Annotated in this window: 18 protein-coding genes; 9 read left to right on the top strand and 9 right to left on the bottom strand. The window is 42.8% G+C overall.

Annotated elements, in window-relative coordinates; all coding sequences use genetic code 11:
* The 5 genes from AAFN85_RS31090 to AAFN85_RS31110 all read right to left on the bottom strand — a co-directional run.
* Positions 1-355: anti-sigma regulatory factor (locus AAFN85_RS31090; RefSeq protein ID WP_347531871.1), on the bottom strand; the 355-nt coding region annotated here is incomplete at its 3' end.
* Positions 336-746 carry an STAS domain-containing protein gene (locus AAFN85_RS31095; RefSeq protein WP_347531872.1) on the bottom strand — a complete coding sequence of 137 codons (411 nt, stop codon included), beginning with the start codon at positions 744-746 and terminating at the stop codon, positions 336-338. The genes AAFN85_RS31095 and AAFN85_RS31090, both read right to left, overlap by 20 nt.
* Positions 747-758: 12 nt before the next feature.
* Complete coding sequence (locus AAFN85_RS31100; protein WP_347531873.1) at positions 759-1,622, bottom strand: STAS domain-containing protein; 864 nt, start codon at positions 1,620-1,622, stop codon at positions 759-761.
* 211 nt (positions 1,623-1,833) lie between these two features.
* On the bottom strand, positions 1,834-2,028 hold the full coding sequence (locus tag AAFN85_RS31105) for a hypothetical protein (RefSeq protein WP_347531874.1): 195 nt from the start codon (positions 2,026-2,028) through the stop codon (positions 1,834-1,836).
* Positions 2,029-2,611: 583 nt separating this feature from the next.
* On the bottom strand, positions 2,612-4,990 hold the full coding sequence (locus AAFN85_RS31110; RefSeq protein WP_347531875.1) for a phosphoketolase family protein: 2,379 nt from the start codon (positions 4,988-4,990) through the stop codon (positions 2,612-2,614).
* A gap of 84 nt (positions 4,991-5,074) precedes the next feature.
* On the opposite strand from AAFN85_RS31110, the gene AAFN85_RS31115 reads away from it, so the two are divergent.
* The gene (locus AAFN85_RS31115; RefSeq protein ID WP_347531876.1) at positions 5,075-6,274 is read left to right on the top strand and encodes an acetate kinase; all 1,200 of its coding nucleotides are present in this window, start codon (positions 5,075-5,077) and stop codon (positions 6,272-6,274) included.
* Positions 6,275-6,430: 156 nt separating this feature from the next.
* On the top strand, positions 6,431-7,102 hold the full coding sequence (locus AAFN85_RS31120) for a carbonic anhydrase family protein (RefSeq protein ID WP_347531877.1): 672 nt from the start codon (positions 6,431-6,433) through the stop codon (positions 7,100-7,102).
* A gap of 313 nt (positions 7,103-7,415) precedes the next feature.
* Here the strand turns inward: AAFN85_RS31120 and AAFN85_RS31125 are convergent, their stop codons facing one another.
* Positions 7,416-7,661: a hypothetical protein gene (locus AAFN85_RS31125; RefSeq protein ID WP_347531878.1), complete on the bottom strand. Its 246-nt coding sequence runs from the start codon at positions 7,659-7,661 to the stop codon at positions 7,416-7,418.
* Positions 7,662-7,772: 111 nt separating this feature from the next.
* Positions 7,773-10,232 (bottom strand): mechanosensitive ion channel domain-containing protein, encoded by a 2,460-nt coding sequence (locus AAFN85_RS31130; RefSeq protein WP_347531879.1) that lies wholly within the window; start codon positions 10,230-10,232, stop codon positions 7,773-7,775.
* Positions 10,233-10,382: 150 nt separating this feature from the next.
* Between AAFN85_RS31130 and AAFN85_RS31135 the strand changes: the two genes are divergently transcribed.
* Complete coding sequence (locus tag AAFN85_RS31135; protein WP_347531880.1) at positions 10,383-11,234, top strand: hypothetical protein; 852 nt, start codon at positions 10,383-10,385, stop codon at positions 11,232-11,234.
* Between the two features lie 82 nt (positions 11,235-11,316).
* On the opposite strand, the gene AAFN85_RS31140 is transcribed toward AAFN85_RS31135, so the two are convergent.
* A complete protein-coding gene (locus AAFN85_RS31140; protein WP_347531881.1) occupies positions 11,317-11,739 on the bottom strand; it encodes a hypothetical protein in 423 nt (140 codons plus the stop codon).
* A 424-nt stretch (positions 11,740-12,163) separates the two neighbouring features.
* Entirely contained in the window at positions 12,164-12,403 is a 240-nt protein-coding gene (locus AAFN85_RS31145) for a hypothetical protein (protein ID WP_347531882.1), read from the bottom strand.
* 1,836 nt (positions 12,404-14,239) lie between these two features.
* On the opposite strand from AAFN85_RS31145, the gene AAFN85_RS31150 reads away from it, so the two are divergent.
* The 6 genes from AAFN85_RS31150 to AAFN85_RS31175 are packed head-to-tail and all read left to right on the top strand — an operon-like array spanning position 14,240 to position 22,002.
* Entirely contained in the window at positions 14,240-16,711 is a 2,472-nt protein-coding gene (locus AAFN85_RS31150) for an SLBB domain-containing protein (RefSeq protein WP_347531883.1), read from the top strand.
* Positions 16,712-16,737: 26 nt separating this feature from the next.
* Positions 16,738-17,805 carry a Wzz/FepE/Etk N-terminal domain-containing protein gene (locus AAFN85_RS31155; RefSeq protein WP_347531884.1) on the top strand — a complete coding sequence of 356 codons (1,068 nt, stop codon included), beginning with the start codon at positions 16,738-16,740 and terminating at the stop codon, positions 17,803-17,805.
* Between the two features lie 40 nt (positions 17,806-17,845).
* Complete coding sequence (locus AAFN85_RS31160; protein ID WP_347531885.1) at positions 17,846-19,171, top strand: flippase; 1,326 nt, start codon at positions 17,846-17,848, stop codon at positions 19,169-19,171.
* Entirely contained in the window at positions 19,168-20,346 is a 1,179-nt protein-coding gene (locus tag AAFN85_RS31165; RefSeq protein WP_347531886.1) for a hypothetical protein, read from the top strand. The genes AAFN85_RS31160 and AAFN85_RS31165 overlap by 4 nt, the downstream gene beginning before the upstream one ends.
* Entirely contained in the window at positions 20,339-21,259 is a 921-nt protein-coding gene (locus AAFN85_RS31170) for a glycosyltransferase (RefSeq protein ID WP_347531887.1), read from the top strand. The genes AAFN85_RS31165 and AAFN85_RS31170 overlap by 8 nt, the downstream gene beginning before the upstream one ends.
* Before the next feature lie 47 nt (positions 21,260-21,306).
* The gene (locus AAFN85_RS31175; RefSeq protein WP_347531888.1) at positions 21,307-22,002 is read left to right on the top strand and encodes a glycosyltransferase family 2 protein; all 696 of its coding nucleotides are present in this window, start codon (positions 21,307-21,309) and stop codon (positions 22,000-22,002) included.
* Positions 22,003-22,168: the final 166 nt, after the last annotated feature.

Genomic DNA, 22,168 nt, shown 5'->3' on the forward strand with positions numbered 1-22,168 from the left:
TGTCAAACTCGTTCACTAATCGTTTGGTACCGGGCAATCCCAATCCAAGGCTTTTACCTGTAGAAAAACCATCGCGCATGGCGGCAGCAATATCAGGAATACCGGGCCCTTTATCAGAAAATACCAGCCTGACACCGTTGTTACGGCCGCTTGAAACAACCTCTATCTGGCAAACGCCGCCATTGGCGTATCGCATCATATTGCGTACTAATTCGCTGGCTGCGGTAAGCAGACGGGTTTGATTAACCAGGCCCATCTTAATTTTTACGGCGACTTCTTTCACCCGGTTTTTTAAAAAAACAACGTCCTGCTCTTTCAGTACCTGTACGGTGTCTTTACTGAGTGATAATATCATCGTCGGTCGATTCTTGATCTATATCTTCTTCATCTATATCAATCATCGATTTTAGCAAGCTCATGCCACGCTCCATATCCAAAGCGGTATGCACTCCTTTTAGCGGTAAGCCCAGTTCTATCAACGTAATGGCAACCGCAGGCTGCATGCCTACAACTACAGTTTCTGCATCCAATATTTTTGACATGCTGGCGATGTTGCCAATAATACGCCCCATAAATGAATCGACAATGGTTACAGCCGAAATATCTATTAAAACGCCCCTGGCATTCGTTTTATTTACCATCTGCACCAGGTCGGCCTCCAGGTTAAGTGCCAGTCTATCATAAAGATCAACCTGGATAGTAACCAATAAAAAATTGCCCAGCTGCAGAATAGGAATTTTATCCATTATAAACCGATATTAAAATTTAGCGATAGGGTTTGATTTTCTCACTTCCAGCCTCATCAGCTTAAATGAGTGTGATAAGGCGCTGGCTAAAGTTGCCTTGGTAATGATATTGGAAAGATCAATACCGAGGTGGACTACGGTTTGAGCAATCTCGGGGCGGATACCGCTGATAATACATTCGGCTCCCATCAATCGCGTTGCACTTACTGTTTTAATTAAATGCTGGGCAACGAGCGAATCTACCGCAGGTACGCCAGAAATATCTAATATGGCTATGCTTGATCCTGTTTCAACTATTTCCTGCAGCAGGTTTTCCATTACAATTTGGGTACGAGCGCTGTCAAGAGTGCCAATTATCGGCAGGGCCAGTATACCATCCCATACACGGATCACCGGAGTTGATATTTCGGCTATCTCGTCGGTTTGCCTTAAAATAACCTCCTCGCGACCTTTTATAAAAGTTTCAAAAGTAACAACGCTGAGGTTATCCATTAACCGGTTTATTTTAAGACTTTCGGAAAATAAATGCTGCGGTTCATCAACTATTTCTTCCTGCAGTACTTCAAGCAATGCCTCTTTTAATGAAAATACAAAGTTGCCCGTTTCGCGGGGGCTAAAGCCTTGGCGCGCACGTGTAATCGCAATGCCACCTAAAATTTCAATAACCGGGGTCCATTCGTCAGAATTAAGGTCGGTAAAGTTTCCGCTTGATAAATTACTCACCAAGGCCTCAACTAACTCTTCAGACTGGCTTCTCAGTTCATCGTTACTGATCAGGTCTTCCCGCAGGCCTTCATCGGCAAGTTGGTTCTTCATCCAGAGTTCAAGGATGTTTTTTTTCTTTTTTTGTAGCAATTGATGTGTTTTAAGTGACATGGATGAAGAATAGGGTAATGATTAGTTGACCTTACAACTCAAACTTGGCAAAGTTGAATTAAAACGGAAAGTTAGAAAACCCTTTTCAAAATAAGAAATATAATTTATTTGTTAACTAAAATGATAATTAAGCCGTTTGGCCGCATTTCATAATGCATTCTTTTTATTGGTATATACAAAATAAGTATTTTTTTCTTTATGTAATTAATACTTAAGCACCTTGCTGCGGCCACATCGGTGGATTTTCCCTCACTTCGTTTAAAAATTCTATCAGCTGCTCTATTTCATCTGTAGCTAAACTTAAATCCCCATCGGCTGTGTAGCTGTACACCCGTCCAGGAACATCAAATGTTAAATAGCCTATACAACTTTGTTCATTGTTATGGTTGAATCCTAATCTTTCCATTTTGCTATAGATGGGATCGAACCTGTATGAAAAACATTAAAAAACTATTGTTACCTTTTCCCACTTACTAAAACTGATCATTAAATTTAATGATGCTTTAAGGTTCGACCCAAAACGGGTTGGATCTTCCGAAATCGGCCTTAATGATCAAATAAAGACGTAAACCGTTTAAGGTCATCTATAAATTGGTTCGTGTAGACGACGGATTTGAGTACAATTTTAGGCAAGTTGTCAATTTTATTGACAACTTTTTTTATGAGATAAATTTTGATCATATTAAACGAACAGCGATTCTTTATGTGTTTAGGCATATCAATGTTAAATGAAATCTTAAAGGCAGGTTTGAGATGCCTACTTTACAACATTTCGAACAGGCTTTTGTATGATCTAAGTTTATTTGTGGATGTGAAGTTTTAATTCGAATTGGACGTTTAAAGTGTGTTAATTCAAAATGGCCGTTACAAATCATAAATGATTTAAATACTCTGGACAAACTAAATGGTTACTATAATTTCAATTGTTTTAAATTGACCTTAGGCGCTCAACAATCATAGGGCTTAATTTACTAACGAAATTATGTGTTCTAATCAGATTCCCACTTCCAGTCCCTAACCTCCGGCATATCAATACCCTGATCATAAATGTAGGCACGGTGTTCTATCAATTTATTAGCCATAGCCTGTTTTAAATAGGAGGTAGTAGCACCTAATTGCGGCAGGCGCCTTAATGCATCCATGACCAGGGTGTATCGGTCCATTTGGTTTAATACGGTCATGTCAAATGGAGTAGTAATAGTACCTTCCTCCTTATAGCCGCGAACGTGGATATTTTGATGGTTTTTACGGCGATAGGTCAGGCGATGTATCAACCAGGGATAAGCATGAAAAGCAAATATCACAGGCTTGTCTACAGTGAACAAACTATCAAAAGCTTCATCGCTTAAACCATGCGGATGTTCTGTATCGGGCTGTAATTTCATCAAATCAACGACATTGACTACCCTGATTTTCAATTGAGGTAAATGCTGTTTAAGTATGGAAACAGCTGCCAGTATTTCCAGAGTAGGTACATCCCCGGCGCAAGCCATCACCAAATCAGGCTCCCGTCCCTCGTCTGTACTTGCCCAAGGCCATATACCGATGCCCCTTGTACAGTGTATCGCGGCCTCATTTATGGAAAGCCATTGGGGCGACGGATGTTTCCCGGCAACCACCACATTTACATAATGACGGCTGCGAAGACAATGATCCATCACCGATAAAAGACAATTGGCATCGGGGGGCAAATAAACCCTGATCACTTCGGCCTTTTTATTCACCACATGATCGATAAAACCCGGATCCTGGTGAGTAAAGCCATTATGGTCCTGCCGCCACACATGTGATGCCAAAAGGATATTGAGGGAAGCCAATTTACGCCTCCATGGAAGGCCGTTGGTTACCTTTAGCCATTTGGCGTGTTGGTTGAACATCGAATCAATAATATGTATAAAAGCCTCATAGCAATTAAACAGGCCATGCCTGCCGGTCAGTAAATACCCTTCCAGCCAACCCTCGCACTGGTGTTCGCTTAGCATTTCCATTACCCTGCCATCTTTCTTCAGGAGGTCGTCGGTTTTTTCAGTAATGCCCATCCATTGACGCTCGGTTGCTTCGAAAACTGCATTTAGCTTGTTTGACAGCGTTTCATCCGGGCCAAATACACGGAAATTACGACTGTCCATATTTAATTTTAATATATCGCGCACAAAGCTGCCGACCACCAACGTATCCCCAGGGCCTGTGATGCCACGCTTTTGCACATCAATGCCATATGCCTTGAAATCGGCCATAAGTAAATCCTTAAGCAGCAGACCACCATTGGCATGCGGATTAGCGCCCATACGTTTTTCGCCAACAGGTGCCAAGGCTTGAAGGTCAGGTCTTAGCCTTCCATTTTCATCAAAAAGCTCATCAGGTTTATAGCTGCGTAACCATTCTTCGAGCTGCACCAGGTGTTCTGGCGATTTTGAAGGGTCGGAAAGTGGCACCTGGTGTGCCCGAAAAGATCCTTCAACCTGCAGGCCGTCTACAATTTTAGGCCCTGTCCAGCCTTTAGGGCTGCGCAATATGATCATCGGCCAGTTGGGCCGCTGTGTGTCTCCACTAAGCGCACGTTGTTTTATATCTTGTATTTCGCTTATCACTGTGTCAAGCAAGGCGGCCATTTGCCCGTGCATGGTAATCGGATCGTCGCCGCTTATCAGGTAAGGTTTCCATCCATATCCTTTAAACAAAGCCATCAACTCTTCTTCCGGAATGCGGGCAAGTACAGTTGGATTTGCTATCTTATAGCCGTTAAGGTGCAGTATAGGCAACACAACCCCATCCGTAATAGGGTTAAGAAATTTATTGGAGTGCCAGGCCGTGGCAAGCGGGCCGGTTTCAGCCTCTCCGTCGCCAACTACGCATGACACGATAAGGGATGGGTTGTCAAAAACGGCACCAAAGGCATGACTTAATGAATAACCAAGTTCGCCACCTTCGTGCATGGAGCCGGGACATTCAGGCGAAACATGGCTGGGTATGCCGCCGGGGAAGGAAAATTGTTTGAATAAACGGGTCATTCCTAATTCGTCCTGCGAAATGGCTGGATAAATTTCAGAATAGGTGCCTTCAAGATATGTTTGTGCTACCATGGCAGGGCCTCCGTGTCCGGGTCCGGATATATAAACCATGTTAAGATCATACTTTTTAATGATCCTGTTCAGATGCACATATACAAAATTTTGCCCCGGTGTCGTTCCCCAATGCCCGAGCAGCACGCGCTTAATGTGTTCAACTGTCAAAGGCTGTTTAAGCAAGGCATTTTCGCGAAGATAAATTTGTCCTACTGCCAGATAATTTGAGGCGCGCCAGTAGGCATCTATCGAGGTAATCGCCTCAATGTCCAGTTCTTCATTGGTGATTTCGATATTATTCATAAGAAAGATGTTGATGATAATAAATATCGAAAAATGATTTTGCTTTTTTGTAATTACCTTTAAAAAGAAATAAAGGCATCAGCTATGAATATCTTTGTGATCAACTCGGGCAGCAGTTCAATTAAGTATAAGCTTTTTAATGGGGATAATGTAGCGGTAGCGAGAGGGGTGATTGAACGAATAGGACATGAAGATGCTGTTGTCACACATCATTATGGCAATAATCGGGTTATTAAACTAAACCAGCCTGTGCCTGATGACGAAGCGGGTATAAATCTTGCCATAAGCTTGCTTACCCGTAACGATATTGCAGTGATTAAAAGCGTAAACGAAATACAGGTTACCGGCCACCGCGTTGTGCATGGTGGCGAAGCTTTTACCAAAGCGGTTATTATAACTCCGTTGGTCAAGGAAAAAATAAAGCAACTTTTTCCCCTGGCTCCGCTCCACAACCCAGCTGATTACAAGGGTATTGCCGTAGCCGAAAAAATTTTACCAAACGCGGTTCACGTAGCGGTATTCGACACGGCTTTTCATTGCTCCCTGCCCGAAAAAGCATTTCATTATGCAATTCCTCAAAAATTTTACAAAGATGATGGTGTAAGGGTGTATGGTTTTCATGGAATTAATCACAAGTATGTATCGCGGCAAGCAATGACCATGCTCGACAAAAAACGACTCAAGATCATAAGCATCCACCTTGGTAATGGCTGCAGCGTTGCTGCTATCAGGGATGGCGTTTGTGTAGATACCAGCATGGGTTTAACCCCTCTTGACGGCCTGATAATGGGTACGCGAAGCGGTGCTATCGATCCTTCTGTAGTGCTTTTTATGTTACAACAAAAGCACTACAACCCTGAACAGGTTAGCGCATTGCTAAACAAAGAAAGTGGCTTATTGGGTTTGACAGGCAAAGCCGACATGCGCGATATCGCAGAACTGCGCAAAAAGGGGGATAAAGGCGCGATACTGGCTTATGAAATGTATTCTTACCGGATAAAGAAATTTATTGGTGCTTACACTGCGGTGATGGATGGGGTGGATTGTCTGATTTTCACTGGTGGCGTTGGTGAAAATGATGCCGATATAAGGAAGCTTGTTTGTGAGAGCCTCGGATATTTGGGCGTTGAACTGGATGAGCAACTCAATAAAACGGCAGGAACATCAATAATCATAAACGCAGCCAAAAGCGACGTAAAAGTGCTGGTGTTGCCAGCCAATGAGGAGATGGAAATAGCCCGTCAATGCCGCGACCTTTTGGAAGATCTGTCTTCGAAAAGTTGAGTGGATAAATTTCAATATAATTGAACTAAACCATAAAATGTCTACCAGTAAGTTTTTAATATGAAATCTAAATCTATGAAATCTATTCTATCTTTTTTATGCTTTTCCATTTTGCTTTTTGGCTGTACAAATTCGGCTGATAATAAAAAGGAAAAAATGACAGGAGACAGCCTAAAAATAAGTAAAAGCGAAGTACTGTCTTCACCAATCCTTACAGCAGAACAGCAACACAAATTAGCGCCCGACAGTGTATTGTTTCGCCTGAAAGACGGTAACAAGGATTTCACTGAAGACAATCTTACCGTTCGTAACAATACAGAACGCGTCCGCAAGGCATCTTTGGGGCAATATCCCAAGGCTGTTATCCTTTCATGCCTTGATTCGAGGGTTCCGGTAGAAGATGTTTTTCATAGCGGTATCGGTAACCTTTTTGTAGCGTGCGTAGCCGGTAACATTGTTAACGAAGATATATTAGGAAGCATGGAGTACGGCTGCAAGGTTTCGGGTGCCAAGTTGATCGTAGTGATGGGGCATGGCTATTGTGGTGCTATCAAATCAGCAATCAGCGGAGTTCAATTAGGCAATATCACAGCCTTGCTTCGCAAAATAAAACCGGCAGTAACGGCCGCAGGGAGAAACTTTAATGGCAAAAAAAAGTCATCAAATCCTGATTTCGTGCAGGCTGTTTGTGTTGAAAATGTACGTTTAACTATCGGTTTGATCCGCTCCCGAAGCTCGATTTTGAATGATATGGAAAAATCGGGCGAAATAAAGATTGTTGGGGCAATTTATGATATGAACACCGGCAAGGTGGATTTCTTGGATTAAGCGGGTTGGTTTTACCGATTATATACTTTTGCCACTAATTTAGCGTGCAATTTTGCAGGGAGGGCTGCAATTTGAATTGAAGTTATCTTATTAAATAACGCCTGTTTTTGTTAAACTGAAAACGATAAGTGGCACGCACACCGATAAAGGTTAAATTAGTACCGTCATTAACGTCTGAACTTTGATATTTAAGTGCTAAATCTAACGCATTAATTGAATAACATGCAGTAAGCGCCCAGCCAAAATAGGCTTTAGTATCGCTGGCCAGCCTGTAATCGTTAAATGCATATATGGTGTTGATGGCGACGCCTCCCTATGATTCAAGGTAAAAATTTGAAAAATGGTAACGATAGCCTGCGTAGATGGGCCAGCTCCTGTATTGGGCATGTACGTTTGAAGGAAGCAGCTCTTTTTTTACGCCGAATCGATTATATCCAATTTCTAATGATACCTGTTGCGGGGCGGCGTTGAAACCAAAAAGTGTTTTTACCGAAACGTCGTAACCAAGCGTAGCCAGGTCTGATAACTGGCCTGTTGGAATAGATAGCTGAGAGCCCAATTGTAATTCATTATTTCCTTTTGAGCAAAAGCTGCCGCAGGTAATTTAAAAACCGCAAATAGGATAAGTAGTTTCTGTTTCATAGATAGTTTATTATGAGGGCTTTAAAATTTATTCTTGAGTGGATTTTTTATCATGAATATAAATGTCATGTTGTTGAAACGGAATGTTGACAGCGTTAAGCCGGAATACCTGTGTTAACGCTACGATCAAATCGCTCTTTACGTTGTTTGCCTCAGAAAGATTTGCTACCCAAAAATAGATGTTCAAATTGATGGAGCTTGTGTCAAATTGATCAAACTGAATTGAATACGGGGGATGTTTAGCGAGCCTTTTTTCTGCTTCAAGGATGTCCGAAATGATTTGATTTACTTTTTGCAGGTCTGAATCATATGCAATACCAACGGTTATTAAACTTCGCTTCCGGTTCCCGGCTAATGTCCAGTTGGTAAGATGGGTGCTCAATAAATCGCCATTAGGCATAATAAGGTCGGCGCCATCCCATGTGGTAATAACACTGCTCCGAAAACCTATGGATTTCATGGTACCACCTTGTCCTCCGATATCAACGATATCGCCAACGTTTACCGGTTTTTCAAACGCGATAATTAAACCGCTTACCAGATTATTAACCAGCGTTTGGAGGCCAAAACCAATACCTACGCCCAGGGCGCCAAGTACAATAGTTATTTTGTCGATGGGTATGCCAGATGCCGCTAACGCGAGGAAGAGTCCTATAGTTAAAATCGATATGCGAATCAATAACAGCCAGCTCCCAACTCCGCGGGATTCTTGTTTATCAGATTTTCCACCACGGTCTGCTGCGAAAAAAGATACAATACGGGAAATGATGACGGATATTCCCATAATAACCACGAAAAGTACCAGGTTGCTAAATGTGAATGTATAATCTCCTAAAGTTCGTTCCGTAGTGAAAAATTCTTGTAGTGGGCGGGCAAGTGAATCAAATACCGGAAAATTTCTACCAAAAATTATCAGCCATCCAAATACCATTGCGACATATAGTAGAACCGGGGCGCGGCCGCCAATTTTATCGAAATTTAAATAAAAGAGTTTCTTGTCCTGGCGAGTATATACATTGTAGGCTAACAACAGTCCTTCGTTAATAAGCCTAACTACCCAAAGAAAAACTATCGCAACTATTACATTCATGTAACCACCAATTAACAGAGATTTGGCCAGGTTATAGCGGCCAAAGAAGTTGGCTATGATCGAACTGAATTCTAAAATGGCCATCAGGCCAATAGCATAAACAATCCATTGTTCACGAAGTTCTCTTCTTGGCCCTTTGTACAAAGCTGATAAGCTGTAGACTACGCCCAAAAGTGCAGTGAAAACCATTAGCCAGCGTTCTATACGCGAGGCTTGCAAAAGGAGATTATCAAATGAGGCCAATACAAATAAGAAAAGCATCCCCATCCAAAATTTTAACCAATACTGAACTATAAATTTATTGAACAAAATACTTAACGATATGCTTGAAACCAACCACAAAGCTACATTAACTATAAAAGGCGGTGAATAGAACAGGAATTGGTAAAGGTTCATCACAATGAGTATCGCCGAAAATAAAGGATAGCGCAATACCAATTGACCATCAAAACTATCTGAAAGTAAATCCCTTGCTATATATATACTTTTCAATGACCGTAAGTAAATGAAAGACACCATAGTTAGTGCTATCATTAATAGTAATTTCCAACTGTTATTTGCCAGGAAAAAAGTTGAAGTAAGATATGCCTTGGAATAAGATTGGCTTAGTATTTCACCTAATGGCCTCGAGTAATTATCAGGTGTCCAGATATTTAAAAACTCTCTTTTAAATGCGTTATTGGCCAATTCTCCCTGGTTGGTTGAAATTTCGTCTAACGCAGCTTGTAATTTAAAGATCGTAAGGTTTATCTCGTTCAACAGTGACGTTACATTGCCATTAGCTTCTTTTAATACGCTGTCTACGGGGTGGGCTTCATAAGCTACTACCACTAACTGCTGCATGTATTTCTTCAAACCAGCGGAATCCTGAGGAAATTTAAAAAGTGAAGGCGAGCTAAGCAATGAGTCCAGTTCGTAACGCGAATTATTTAACTGATATTGGTACTGATCCAGCTTCGTTTTGTATAGAAGTGTTTTCTTCAATAATTCATTTAATATATTGCCGGTAGCCGTCAAATTTCTGAATGTCTGAGCGCTACCCTTATTGATAAAAACGCCGTCACCAGCCTCCATGAAATTATAATTGACTTTCTTTAGATCTGTCCGAATCATTGCTGTATCAACACCATGACTAAGAAATATTTTGGCTTTTTGATTAGTTTTTTTAATTTCTTCAAGCACTTTCTTCTGATCGAGGGTCGCCTTATCTGTTTTAAAATCTTCAAGGCTTTCTTTTGCTGCCTGCTTCGCAAAGGCCTGCATACGGGCAACATAATCAAGTTTTGCACTATCGGGTTTGTAAGCAATAGTATCTTTACGCTGAGCCTGGCCGGGGAGCGTAAAAAAGCAGATTAAAAATAAAAAGGCAAAAAACCAGCGAGTTTTGTTTATTATCATAATATAAGCTTTCTGTATAAAGATATAACTAATAGTCAATCAAAAATATTTGCAATGCAAATACCCAAACCTTTTAAGCCTTTATCTAAATTCTCAATGACTTATTGTTGTTTATCGAAATATGGTTATTTTGGCTAAATAAAACACCTTATGAAAAATATCTACCTGCTTACATTATTTTTATTGCTGTTTTTTGGTGGCGTCAAGGCGCAAAACCGGGCAGTGCCTAAATTGGATGTTATTATCAAAACCAACGGTGAGGAAATGAAGGGTAAGATCACCAAAATTACAGAAGACGGCCTGACATTCATATATAACGGAGAAACGTTAGAATATACGGTAAAAAAATCCGAAATATTACGCATAACTCATTCAAGCGGCAGAGTTGAAGTTTTTAATCAACCGGTTCAGCCTGCGCCTGAGCGAAAAAAAGATGAAGTTGTTATGGAAGCGTCGCCTGTTGGTCATCACAATAAGATTGCCGTTCTACCTTTTGGCTTTTTAATGGATCGTCAGCCGGGAGCCGAAGAAGTAGGTTACAAGGCCCAGGATGATACCTATGCATTTTTAGCTCAGCACTCTGCTGGCTATACCATACTTGATACCCGTACTACAAATGCCCTGTTGATAAAAAACAATATGACCCGCGAAAAGATTCGCGGTTTCACTATGAAAGAAATCTGTGATGTACTGGGGGTTGAATATTTGATAGACGGAACGGTAATACAAAACAAGGGAGCTCAAACAAGTTCAACCAGCGGTTATGCCGACACCAAATTAAAACGCGATGCCGATGCTAAGGTAAAAAGTGTAAGCGGATACGGCAGTTCTAACAGTTACACTCAACAAAGATATGAAGTTAGTGTAAGCCTTGGAATTTATATGGATACCAATGCAAGCATTTATAATCAAACGCACAAAGCTTTTTTCACAAATACGGATGGTTCTTTCAGCAGTCCGCTGGAGTACCTTTTAAAAAGGTGTCCGCTATATAAAAAATAAGCGGTTATCTTTTAAAGATGACCGCTCTATGGTTTATTATTTAAAAAAATGCATGGCTAATGAAGTAGTCATACATTTTTTGCTATTCAGCCGCACAATCAGTCTTTTGTTTTGCCTTAGCTAAAAGGGGATCGGCTGAATCTTTGGTAATCTCCTGGCAGGTAATTTTATTTGAGTAACCTGCCTGTGTGCTGAATACATTTACATAATTTATTTTACCTTCGGCCACCACTATTTTTAATGGCGCGGATTTCTTTCCATTCGATATACCTCCACTATTGATAGTAACGGTATGTTCGCCTACGGGCAAATCGTGTATGGAATACAATTTATTTTTCATTTTACACACGAGTTTATCGTCTATGAAAAATCGATAATTTATAGCCATGCCGGTATAGCCCGTAACACGGATCAAATAAACCTGTCCGGTTTTCGTTTGTGAATGGGCTTTTAATGATCCGATGAAAAGCAGGGTTAAGACTGCAAATAGTTTAGTGATTTTCATAATAAGAATTGATTTAGTTTTTTTATAGATGTTGATTTTAATAAAAATATCAAAAAAACTTTTTATACATATCAACCAGTAGACTTTTTGTGTTTCAATAATGTGGTAGCTTTGTTTTAAAGTAGTTTCCTTTCACTACTTAATTAGACAGTTATAATTGAAATTGACGTAAACCCAGGGTAGCGGAATTCTTTTGAAAACGACTTTGTAGGGAAAACATCGAATATTTTGGTTCAACTGAAAACGGCTTAGATGTCTGCAAGTCGGTCTCATTCATCAAATAACGTACAAAATCGCTTTAGGTCATCTACAAATTGGTTCGTGTAGACGACGGGTTTGAGTACTATTTTAGGCAAGTTGTCAACTTTGTTGGCAACTTTTTTTATAGGTTGATGTTTACAGTACAAGTGAATCAGGCAAAAACCTATGGGGCAATAAATTTTTTCGGATGAAGAAACAAAAAATAAAATCCTCTCGTCGGAAACTGACCGAAAGGCGAAACAAGCAAATTATGCACACTGACGATTAGTATTATGTTGATTTTTTGAAGCAGCCTGCTACCAAGCTTTTCAATCAACAAATCTGCTGCCGCGCGGATAGTTTGATGTATGATGTCTTCGCAAGACCTGTGAAAAACGTTACGAAAACTTGCCTGTTGTTTCATTATCAATGCAAATACAAACATAGTACCAACGGGCTTTTCCGCCGTTTAGCTGCACGGGGGGTTCGGGCGATTACCGTTACCTATATATCCGCCTTAATGAAATTTTCAGATGGAGAGCCATCGCACGCGTTACTTCCATTGATTCGGGCGTAAATGTACCGATCAGTTCCTGGGTTACTTTTAATGAGCTACCTTTAAGGAAGGATCGTAACAAGTGATGCCTCCTTTCATTACCTAGCCCGACTGTTCGGTAAGCGCGAATTCAGAGCAGAGTCATCCGGCAGTCGCTTTCGGCAAAGCGATGGTTAATCCTTTTTCGGCCGTCAGCCGGCTTGCTTCGGCAATCCTGCTTTCCATCAATTATTTTCCTCCGCATCCAAACCGTCGCTTCAGTTAACTCCGCCAGTAGAAATCTCTTTAATTTACTTGGAATAATCAGTTAAAAAATATCTGTAAACCATTCTACCGCTCTTTGGTCGCTTAGTACAGCGATGCGGTGCCATTGGGTATAATGCTTCAGGTAGGCTATCATATCATTCCACTATGCGGCCAGCGTAAAATTTTGTACGCCAGTTTCCAATACTAAATGATAGTTTAGTTTGCCTGTTCGCCCAGCCAGTTCATCAGCAATAGCATTAGTACGTTTTCCATGTCATTTTTGGGTACTTTGCCAATGGCGTGGATCCCCAGTACATGGGATGGTAGGCCTCTTATTTTACAGTCGGATACATATTAAAAGCAATGTTTTTAAGTAATCCACACATCTGATAATATGATAGTATCAAAAATGATCTTAATTTAGGTGGAAAAGTTTGATACTAATTGGTGCTGGAATCTCATGATTGCTTGATAATTAATGGGAAATTGATTTTTGCATGGAATTTCAGGAAATGCATTTTTTTCAACGAGATAGTCTGGTCAAACTTACCTAATTGCATTATTTTAATAAAATTTTCTCATTTGTAAGACTGAATGTCTAATCAGATTATTCAGTAAATATCATTTTCATACTATTACCCTCGATAACTATGATATAGCGTTATTCAAACTTCATTAAAGAAAAGTTGCGAATAAAATTGACAACTTGCCTAAAAAAGTGGTCCCTACATAACATATCTCAAACTATTTTCCTTCTGATTTGAGTTTAGTTCGAGGATATCGACTAAATGGCTAATCCGTGATGCTTGACCAAGGTTGTACAAGTTAACTCGACCAAAAGTTCAGTTCGTAAGATCAATATAAGATGCGATGCGAGTAAACACCAAGGCAAAATGTAACAGAATTCGTTGACCGGTTCTTCGGAATGCATCGATCAACGTTTTTGTATTGTAAAAAATGATATCGGATTATGTTGTTCTCTACTTGATAGGCGTTCTTGACGGACTAAGGCAACACGAGGGTTCTTTACTTTTTAATTTACTTCCCAGCGACTCTTCATCTTAATTATTATAATAAAATGAATTGCAAAGGATCAGTTGTCCAAAACATTGACTCTCAAATTCCGTTAAATAACTTATGCCTCTTTCCATCTTTCGAAACGACTACAAAAAAAATGTACTCTGCCCTGAGTGCCAAAGCATCAAAACAAAAAGGATACCCAAGCCGAAAATCATCAAGCTGCTGCTTTTTGGACTCCCGGTTAAAAGATATCAGTGTACGGCATGCCGTCACAAGTTTTATACCCGTCAAGAATAGATGACGATGATCAAAACGCCGGTTAGAAAATGCCCGAGTTTTTGTCCAAAACTACGGTTATAACTTTAAATATTTCACGTGGCGAAGTGATTTGTAAAACAAACGCCCTGGCATCGTGTTTTGTCGTAGCTACCCTACCATATGAAAAAACGTTACTCATTATTTTTCCTGATTGTAATAGTCTTGTGCATTGTTAAGTTGAATCCCGCTGGCGCGCAAAGCACACCGCAAAATATAGCGACAATCAATGTCAATGACCTGTCGGATGCGCAGATTAGACAGTTGCTCCAACAGGCGCAGGCTTCCGGACTTAATGACGTACAGGTTGTGCAGCAGGCGCAGGCTAGAGGGATGTCATCGGAACAGGCCCAGCTGCTACAGAAGAGGATCGCCGGTATCCGCGGTTCAGCAGTTGCGTTAAGCAGTGACAGCTCACAAACTTCGTCACAGAGGAAGCTTAACTATAAACAGGATACAGTAAATTATAATGCTATCAGGGAGGCCCCCTTAAATGTAAAGCCAAAAATTTTCGGAGCAGACCTGTTCCGGAATACGAATTTAACTTTTGAACCCAATTTAAAAATAGCCACGCCTATTAATTATGTACTCGGGCCGGATGATCAGTTAAATATAAATGTTTACGGGAGTTCGCTGGTCAACTGGAAGCTGGAGGTTTCTCCTGAAGGTAATATCAACATCCCTGGCATTGGCATCCTGAACGTATCCGGGAAAACAATTCAGCAGGCTACCGCGTCCATCAAAAGCAAACTGGCAGCCAATAACTACGCGGTGGGCAAGGGAACCAGTGTCCAAGTAAGTCTTGGCAATATCCGTAGCATCAAGGTAATTCTTATAGGCGAGGTAAAAAAGCCGGGCTCCTACACATTGCCATCGCTCGCAACGGTATTTAACGCGCTGTATGCTTCCGGCGGACCGAATAATAACGGATCTTTCAGGCAAATTGAGGTACTGCGCGATAACCGGGTGATCCGGCGACTTGATATTTACGATTTTTTGGTAAACGGGGACCAAAAGAGCAATATTAATCTGCAGGATCAGGATATCGTCCGTGTGCCAACGTACCGCGTCAGGGTAGAACTGGGCGGCCAGGTCAAAACACCGGCCCTCTTCGAAGTACTGCCGGGTGAGACGTTGCTGGACGTGATCCGTTTTTCAGGAGGGTTCACAGACCAGGCATACACCTCATTGATAAAAGTCTCGCAGATCAGCGACCAGCAGCGACGGATCACCGATGTTGCGGAAGCCGATTTCAAAAATTATGTTCCGCTCAGGGGAGATGAATACACCGTTGAGAAAATAATTGACCGGTACGAAAATCGTATCACCCTGAACGGAGCGGTCTTCAGGCCGGGCCAGTTTGAATTGCAAAATGGTCTGACCCTCATGCAGCTGATCAGGAAAGGGGGCGGTTTGAAAGAGGACGCTTTTACCGGGCAGGTGAGTATTACGCGGCTTAAGTCTGACAATAGCATAGCCCTGTTATCCTATAATTTGCAGAACATCATCAACGGCCGGATCGCTGACATTCAGCTTCAGCGGGAGGATGTGGTGAATATCTCTTCAATATTTGACCTGCGCGACGAATATTTCGTGACCATAAAAGGAGAAGTGAGGAATAACGGGCAGTACAGCTATGCAGATAGCGTCAGCGTGCAGGATCTCATCATTAGAGCCGGTGGATTCACCCAGGGTGCCAGTCCCAAACGAATTGAAGTCGCAAGGCGTGTGACGGACAGCGATCCAACCTCTAAAAGTAGCAAGGTGGCCCAGGTGTTTAGTATTAATGTAGATGCCCAGCTTAAAAACGGCGTGGCCGATTTCAAATTAAAGCCGTTTGATATTGTGTCGGTATATACCCTTCCGGGCTATGAGACCCAGCGCACGGTCAAAGTGGAAGGTGAGGTGCTCTACCCGGGTTTTTATACCATTAAGCAGAAAAATGAGCGGATATCGGATATCATCGCCAGGGCGGGGGGGCTGTCAGCTTCTGCCGATCCGGATGGAGGCTCTTTGAAAAGGGACAATATCGCTATACTGGGCGTTGATAAAAATAAAACTGATACGAACGGTATCAACCAGGAGCGGATCGAGCGGATCAACCGGGTCAAGCAATCTTACCGTGACACTACCGGTACAGGGAACCTGCAGCAAAGAAACGACTATGTTGGTATAGATCTGAAGGCGATCCTCAGCAAACCCGGCAGTAATACCGACCTGATCATGGAAGATGGGGATATTCTGCGTGTCCCGAAACAGGAACAGATCGTACGGGTGAACGGGCAGGTACTTTATCCAAGCGCTGTTGTTTTTGATAAACATAAATCTTTCAGGGAATATGTTTTAAATGCAGGAGGCTTCGCTCCGGGGGCACTTAAAAGAGGAGCTTACGTAGCCTATCCCAACGGTACGGTTAAAGGGACCAGCAAATTCCTGTTTTTTAATAATTATCCGGACGTTAAGCCGGGGAGCGAGATCTATGTGCCTCAAAGGCCGCCGAGGAGGGGGATCACGCCCGGCGAAGTGGTTGGGATCAGCTCCGGGGTCGCCTCCCTGGCAGCTGTCATATTAGGTATTATCAGCCTCAGGAAATAGTTTTCAAATGCACGCCTACTCATACCATGACCAATACAGAGAACACAAATACAAAGGTCGATGATGCGATCACCGTCAAAGAACTTTTTGACCGGATCCGCAATGCCGCCAGTTATGCTATGTCACGGTGGCTGGTGATAGGTGCATTTACGATATTGGGTGCGATCTCAGGGGCACTTTATTCGATCTTTAAAAAGCCCGTCTATACGGCCATGAGCACTTTTGTATTGGAAGACGGGTCGAAATTGGGCTCGCTGGGCCAATACGCGGGGTTAGCTTCACTGGCCGGCATCGATCTTAATTCCAACAGCGGGTTATTTCAGGGTGACAATATCCTTGAGCTTTATAAATCCAGATTGATGATCGAAAAGGCATTATTGAGCGAGGCCGTTTTTGGCGGTAAAGACCAACAGCTCATCGAGCGTTATATTGATTCTTATCATTTGCGTGAACGCTGGAAAAGCAGGGACGGTATTTCCGCTATCTCGTTCCGTGGTGATCCTGAGCATTTTAATCGCAAGCAGGATAGTATCATTACCGACCTGACTGAGGATTTCAACAAAAACAGCCTGGTGGTTAATAAGCCCGATAAAAAGTTGAATATCATACAGGTTGAGGTAGCCAGTAAAGACGAGCTTTTTGCGAAGGAATTCACTAAAAAGCTGGTACAGAAAGTCAACGAGTTTTACGTACAGACCAAAACAAAAAAAAGTTTTCAAAATGTACAGATCCTGCAGCACCAGGCAGATAGTGTCCGGCTTGCGTTGAACTCTTCCATCAGCGGGGTAGCTTCTGCTATCGATGCAGCACCCAATGCAAACCCGCAGCTGCTGAGCTTGAAAGTGCCCAGTCAGAAACGACAGGTTGATGTACAGGCAAGTTCTGCGGTTTATGCCGAGATCGTCAAAAACCTGGAGATATCCAAGATATCCTTAAGACAGGATATCCCCTTGATCCAGTTGATAGATCAGCCCGTCTTGCCATTGGAGAACGACCATGTCAGTATCCCTAAAGGCATAGTATTGGGTGCCTTCATCGGCGCATTCATTACCGCATTTATATTGATCGCAAAAAAGTTAACGTGGCGGGTTTAACCCGAGTATCCATCCCCGGGGATGAAACTGACAGCAAGTAATGAGCAACAAGACCCATTTATTCAGGAACATTTTATCACTTGGTGTTGTCCAGATCGCGAATTACGTACTGCCGTTAATATCTATTCCTATCATTGTTCGGGTCATCGGACCGGATAATTTTGGGGTGATCAATTATTACACTGCGTTTGTCGCGTATTTCATGCTGCTGATCAATTACGGCTTCGAATATTCGGGCACCCGTTTCATAGCTATCGAGCGGGATAACATAGAAAGGCGCAATAGCCACTTTACCAAAATACTTTACGCCAAAAGCCTGCTATTTGTCTTATCAGCGATCATATTTTCAGGAGCGATCATTTTCATATCGAGGTCAACGGCGGAAACGCGTGTGGCCGGATATACCTTCCTTATGGCGTTTTCCTGGGTGCTGTCGCCTAACTGGTTTTTTCAGGGAATGCAGCAGCTGACGCTGGTGGCACTGTTCAATTTTTTAAGTAAGCTGGTATTCAACGTTCTTATCGTGATCGTCATTAAACAAAAGGGCGATTATGTATGGCAGCCGCTTATCCTCAGCCTCACACAGATTGTGGTTTCGGCCGTCTCGTTGTTCTATGCCATCAAAAAGTTTAATGTATCCCTCGTAAAAATTTCGTTCAGATCTGTGATTGATATGTTGCGTGAAGACAGGATGATATTTTTCTCCATGCTGTCAACCAATTTATACACCGATACCAATATTGTCATGCTTGGGTTTTTTGAAACCAAGGAACATATCGGTTACTTCACCGCTGCCTGGCGGCTAATGTTCGTTTTCCTGGTCTTACTTTCGCTTCCAACATCCCAGGCCATGTTTCCCTATATTGCCTCATCTTTTGCAAAGAACGTTGATAGAGGCATCGCGCAGATAAAACGCGTTTTGCCTGTTATTATTTATGCATCACTGGCCCTTTCTATATTCCTGTTTTTCACTGCAGAACTCATCATTCGCGGTTTCTATGGTCAAAACTTCGGTCCCGCAGTAATTGTCTTTCGCATCCTCACCATAGTTCCGGTGCTTTCATTTATCAATACTGTACTGGGCCTGCAAACCATGGTCAATCTCAAGATGGACAGCGCATACTTTTACATTATTTTTTCCGGAGGCTTATGCAGTATCCTGTTGAACTTGGTCATGATACGCTTTTACGGCTACAGAGGCAGCGCGTGGTCCTGGATAGCTGCCGAGTCCCTCATCGCTATCGTATTGCACCTGCATCTGCGTAAAAAGGGATATCAGCTTTTTCAGGCTAAATATTTCAATCCGATTACTGTAGTGGCCGAGATCAAAAACATGGTGTCTAACTTCAAAAAACGCGGCATATGAAGTTGAAGGATATAGATGTATTGCGCAAGATATATTCAGAGCCGCCCCTTGCTGCGGCCGCCGTCACCATCCTGTTTTTCTCTTTGCCGGTAATCATTGCCATTTTTACGCGCGGCTATATCTTATTGCCGGCTGGTTACACTTATACATTGAAGGTTTACCCCATATACGGCATCGCGGCAATTGTCCTTGACCTGTTGCTTATTTACTTTTTTTCCGTATCTCCCGTCATCAGGCTCAGGTTTCACAGCGTTCTGACCCCCGATGTTGTAAGAATACTGCTCGTCCTTTTCTATTTGCTGATCACCTGGACAAGCTTTTATATCATTAATGCCAAGCTTAATTTCGTAAGTTCTTTGCTGAGTGACCCGCTTGCGACGATGCTGAATGTCGGCGGCGGCCTGGTAGAGGAAAAGCTGCTGAAAAGCTTTTTTTTCGGGATAAGCGGTTGCCTTGGCTTCGCACTTATAAAAGACAGTGACAGCCTGCTGCTGCGTTTCTCTGGATTCATGACCATGCTCACGATAGCCCTGTTTTATTTTTTTGTCGGACGCCGGGAAATAAGCCTTATGACCCTTTGTTTCCTGCTGATGGTAAAAAGGGAAAAGATCAGCCGTCTTTACCTCATCATTATCGGCGGCTTGCTGGCTACTATATTGATCTTCGTACTGAGCGTGAGGATAAGTATGCAAAACAACACCGACCCACTTTATGCTACCGATTCGGAGGAGCTTTCGCCTGTGGCATACAGTGCTTACGTGATTCAGCATGCCACGCCGAGTATCACTCGTTCATTTACGGAAGTTACCCCCTTGCGGGCTAAGCTTTTCCGCACAACCATATCGGCAGCCTATATTAAAAGCCAGACCGGTTACAATGATGTCGCTAATCCTGTTTTGGGCATAGGGGGAGTTATTTATATGTATGGATTCATCGTTCCCGCGGTCATGGTGTTGATAGTGGGTGCTTTTTCACGTTCAATTGCCGGCGAATACAGACGAAAGAAAAGCCCGGTGTTGAAATTGCTGCTGATCTACATGACATTTAAGACCGTCAACCTCTTCAGAAATGGTGAGATCCCGATAGTAATGATAGATGTGATCCTGTTTTTTATCCTGTCCATTCCTGCTTTGTATCTGACTTTTACCCCAAAAACAACCGTTGCATATGACTGACCGGGTGCTTGCTTGTATACTGGCTTTTTATCCAGGTGATAAATTTGAAGATGTGTGTAATGCTATTTCAGCCGAGGTATCGTTCCTGTTAATCGTCGATAACTCACCGGATAGTTCATTGCGGCCCGATGACATCAGCTTGCCGGGGAACACTGCAATCATTCATAATAAAAACAATGGGGCCGTCGCCGGGGCCCTGAACATCGCATTGAGGCATGCGAAAACTGAGCAGTTCGATTACCTGCAGATCTTTGACCAGGATACTGTTCCGTCGCCAGGTATGGCAATTGCTCTGATCAAAACCATCGCTCAGAATCCTGATGTAGCGCTGGTCTCGCCAAGGTTCATCAATTTGAATACCGGCTATCCCGGGCGCGTAATGCTCCATAAAAGCAAATGGCATGTCAAGAGCATATGGCCTGAAACCGATATCGGTTTATTAAGTGCGCTATTTACCATAAATAGTTCTGCGCTCATAAACGTAAGATCGGTGCCGGCGGATATCTTTTACGATGAGCGTTTGATCATTGACGGCTGCGATGTTGACTTTTGCCTCGCACTGCGGGAAAGGGGGCTGGAGATACTGGTAGATACATCACAGTGCATCGTGCATGGCATAGGGAACCGCAAAAATGGCGGCGGCCGCTGGTCACCTACAAACTATTCTGCGGCCCGTAAGTACCTGATGGCGAAAAACCGGATAATGGTCTGGCGCCGGTACCTCAAAAACTACCCGGGATTCGTTTTAAACGATATTTATGTATTTCTCCTGGATACCGCGCGCACTGTGTTTTTGGAAAAAGAGAAGTTGAAAAAAATCAAGGCCATCGCCAAAGGCGTCGCAGCCGGTTTTCGCGAAAAGCAGATCACGGTACGTACGCAAGTGCAACCCGTACCGCGGATTCCCCGTTGAGCTTTTGGTTTAAAAATTGCCCTGTAGCTAAATGATCAGCATATGATATGGATAACAAAAACTTAAGCCTTCTCATCCCGACTTTGAATGCAGGGAGTTCATGGGTTCGATTATTGGATAGCATTGAACAACAATCACTGAAAGTATCTCAGAAATTGATTATTGACTCCGGGTCTGCTGACGATACGGTCGCTACCGCGATCGCATACGGGTTTGAAGTGCGCTCGATAAAGAAAGAAGAGTTCAACCATGAGCGTGTAAGGCAGAACCTGGTTGATCTTACCGGGGACGGGACTGAACTATGCATATTCCTCACCCAGGATGCGATCCTGGCCTCCAATGAAAGCCTCAAAAACCTGGTGAGCGCCTTTGATGGCCCGGAAGTGGGCATGGCCTACGGGCGCCAGCTTCCTCATCTGAACGCCAAGCCGCTGGAAACGCATCTGCGCTTGTTCAACTATCCGGATGCCAGCGAAGTCCTGTCGATTCAGGACATTGGACGAAAAGGTTTTAAAGTGTTTTTCTGTTCAAATTCTTTTGCCGCTTACCGTAAGAGGACCCTCGGCCTGGTAGGCGGGTTCCCGTCGTACGCTATTATGGGGGAGGATGCTATCGTCGCTGCCAAAACGCTGGAAGCGGGCTTTAAAAAAGCTTACGTAGCTCCGGCTACCGTATATCATTCGCATAATTACAAGGTAAAAGAAGATTTTAAGCACTATTTTGATACGCGGGTCTTTCACTAGCAAAACCACTGGCTTATTGAAAAATACGGAAAGCCTACAGGCGAAGGTTTAAAATACGTCAAATCTGAACTCCGTTATATTTCCAGGAAAAACCCGGCTAAGGTATTTCATGTAATAGCAGCTGTGGGCGCTAAACTGCTTGGCTACTCATTGGGGAAATTCTTTA

Origin of the sequence: Mucilaginibacter sp. CAU 1740, assembly GCF_039839285.1 — a bacterium.
Lineage (GTDB): Bacteria > Bacteroidota > Bacteroidia > Sphingobacteriales > Sphingobacteriaceae > Mucilaginibacter.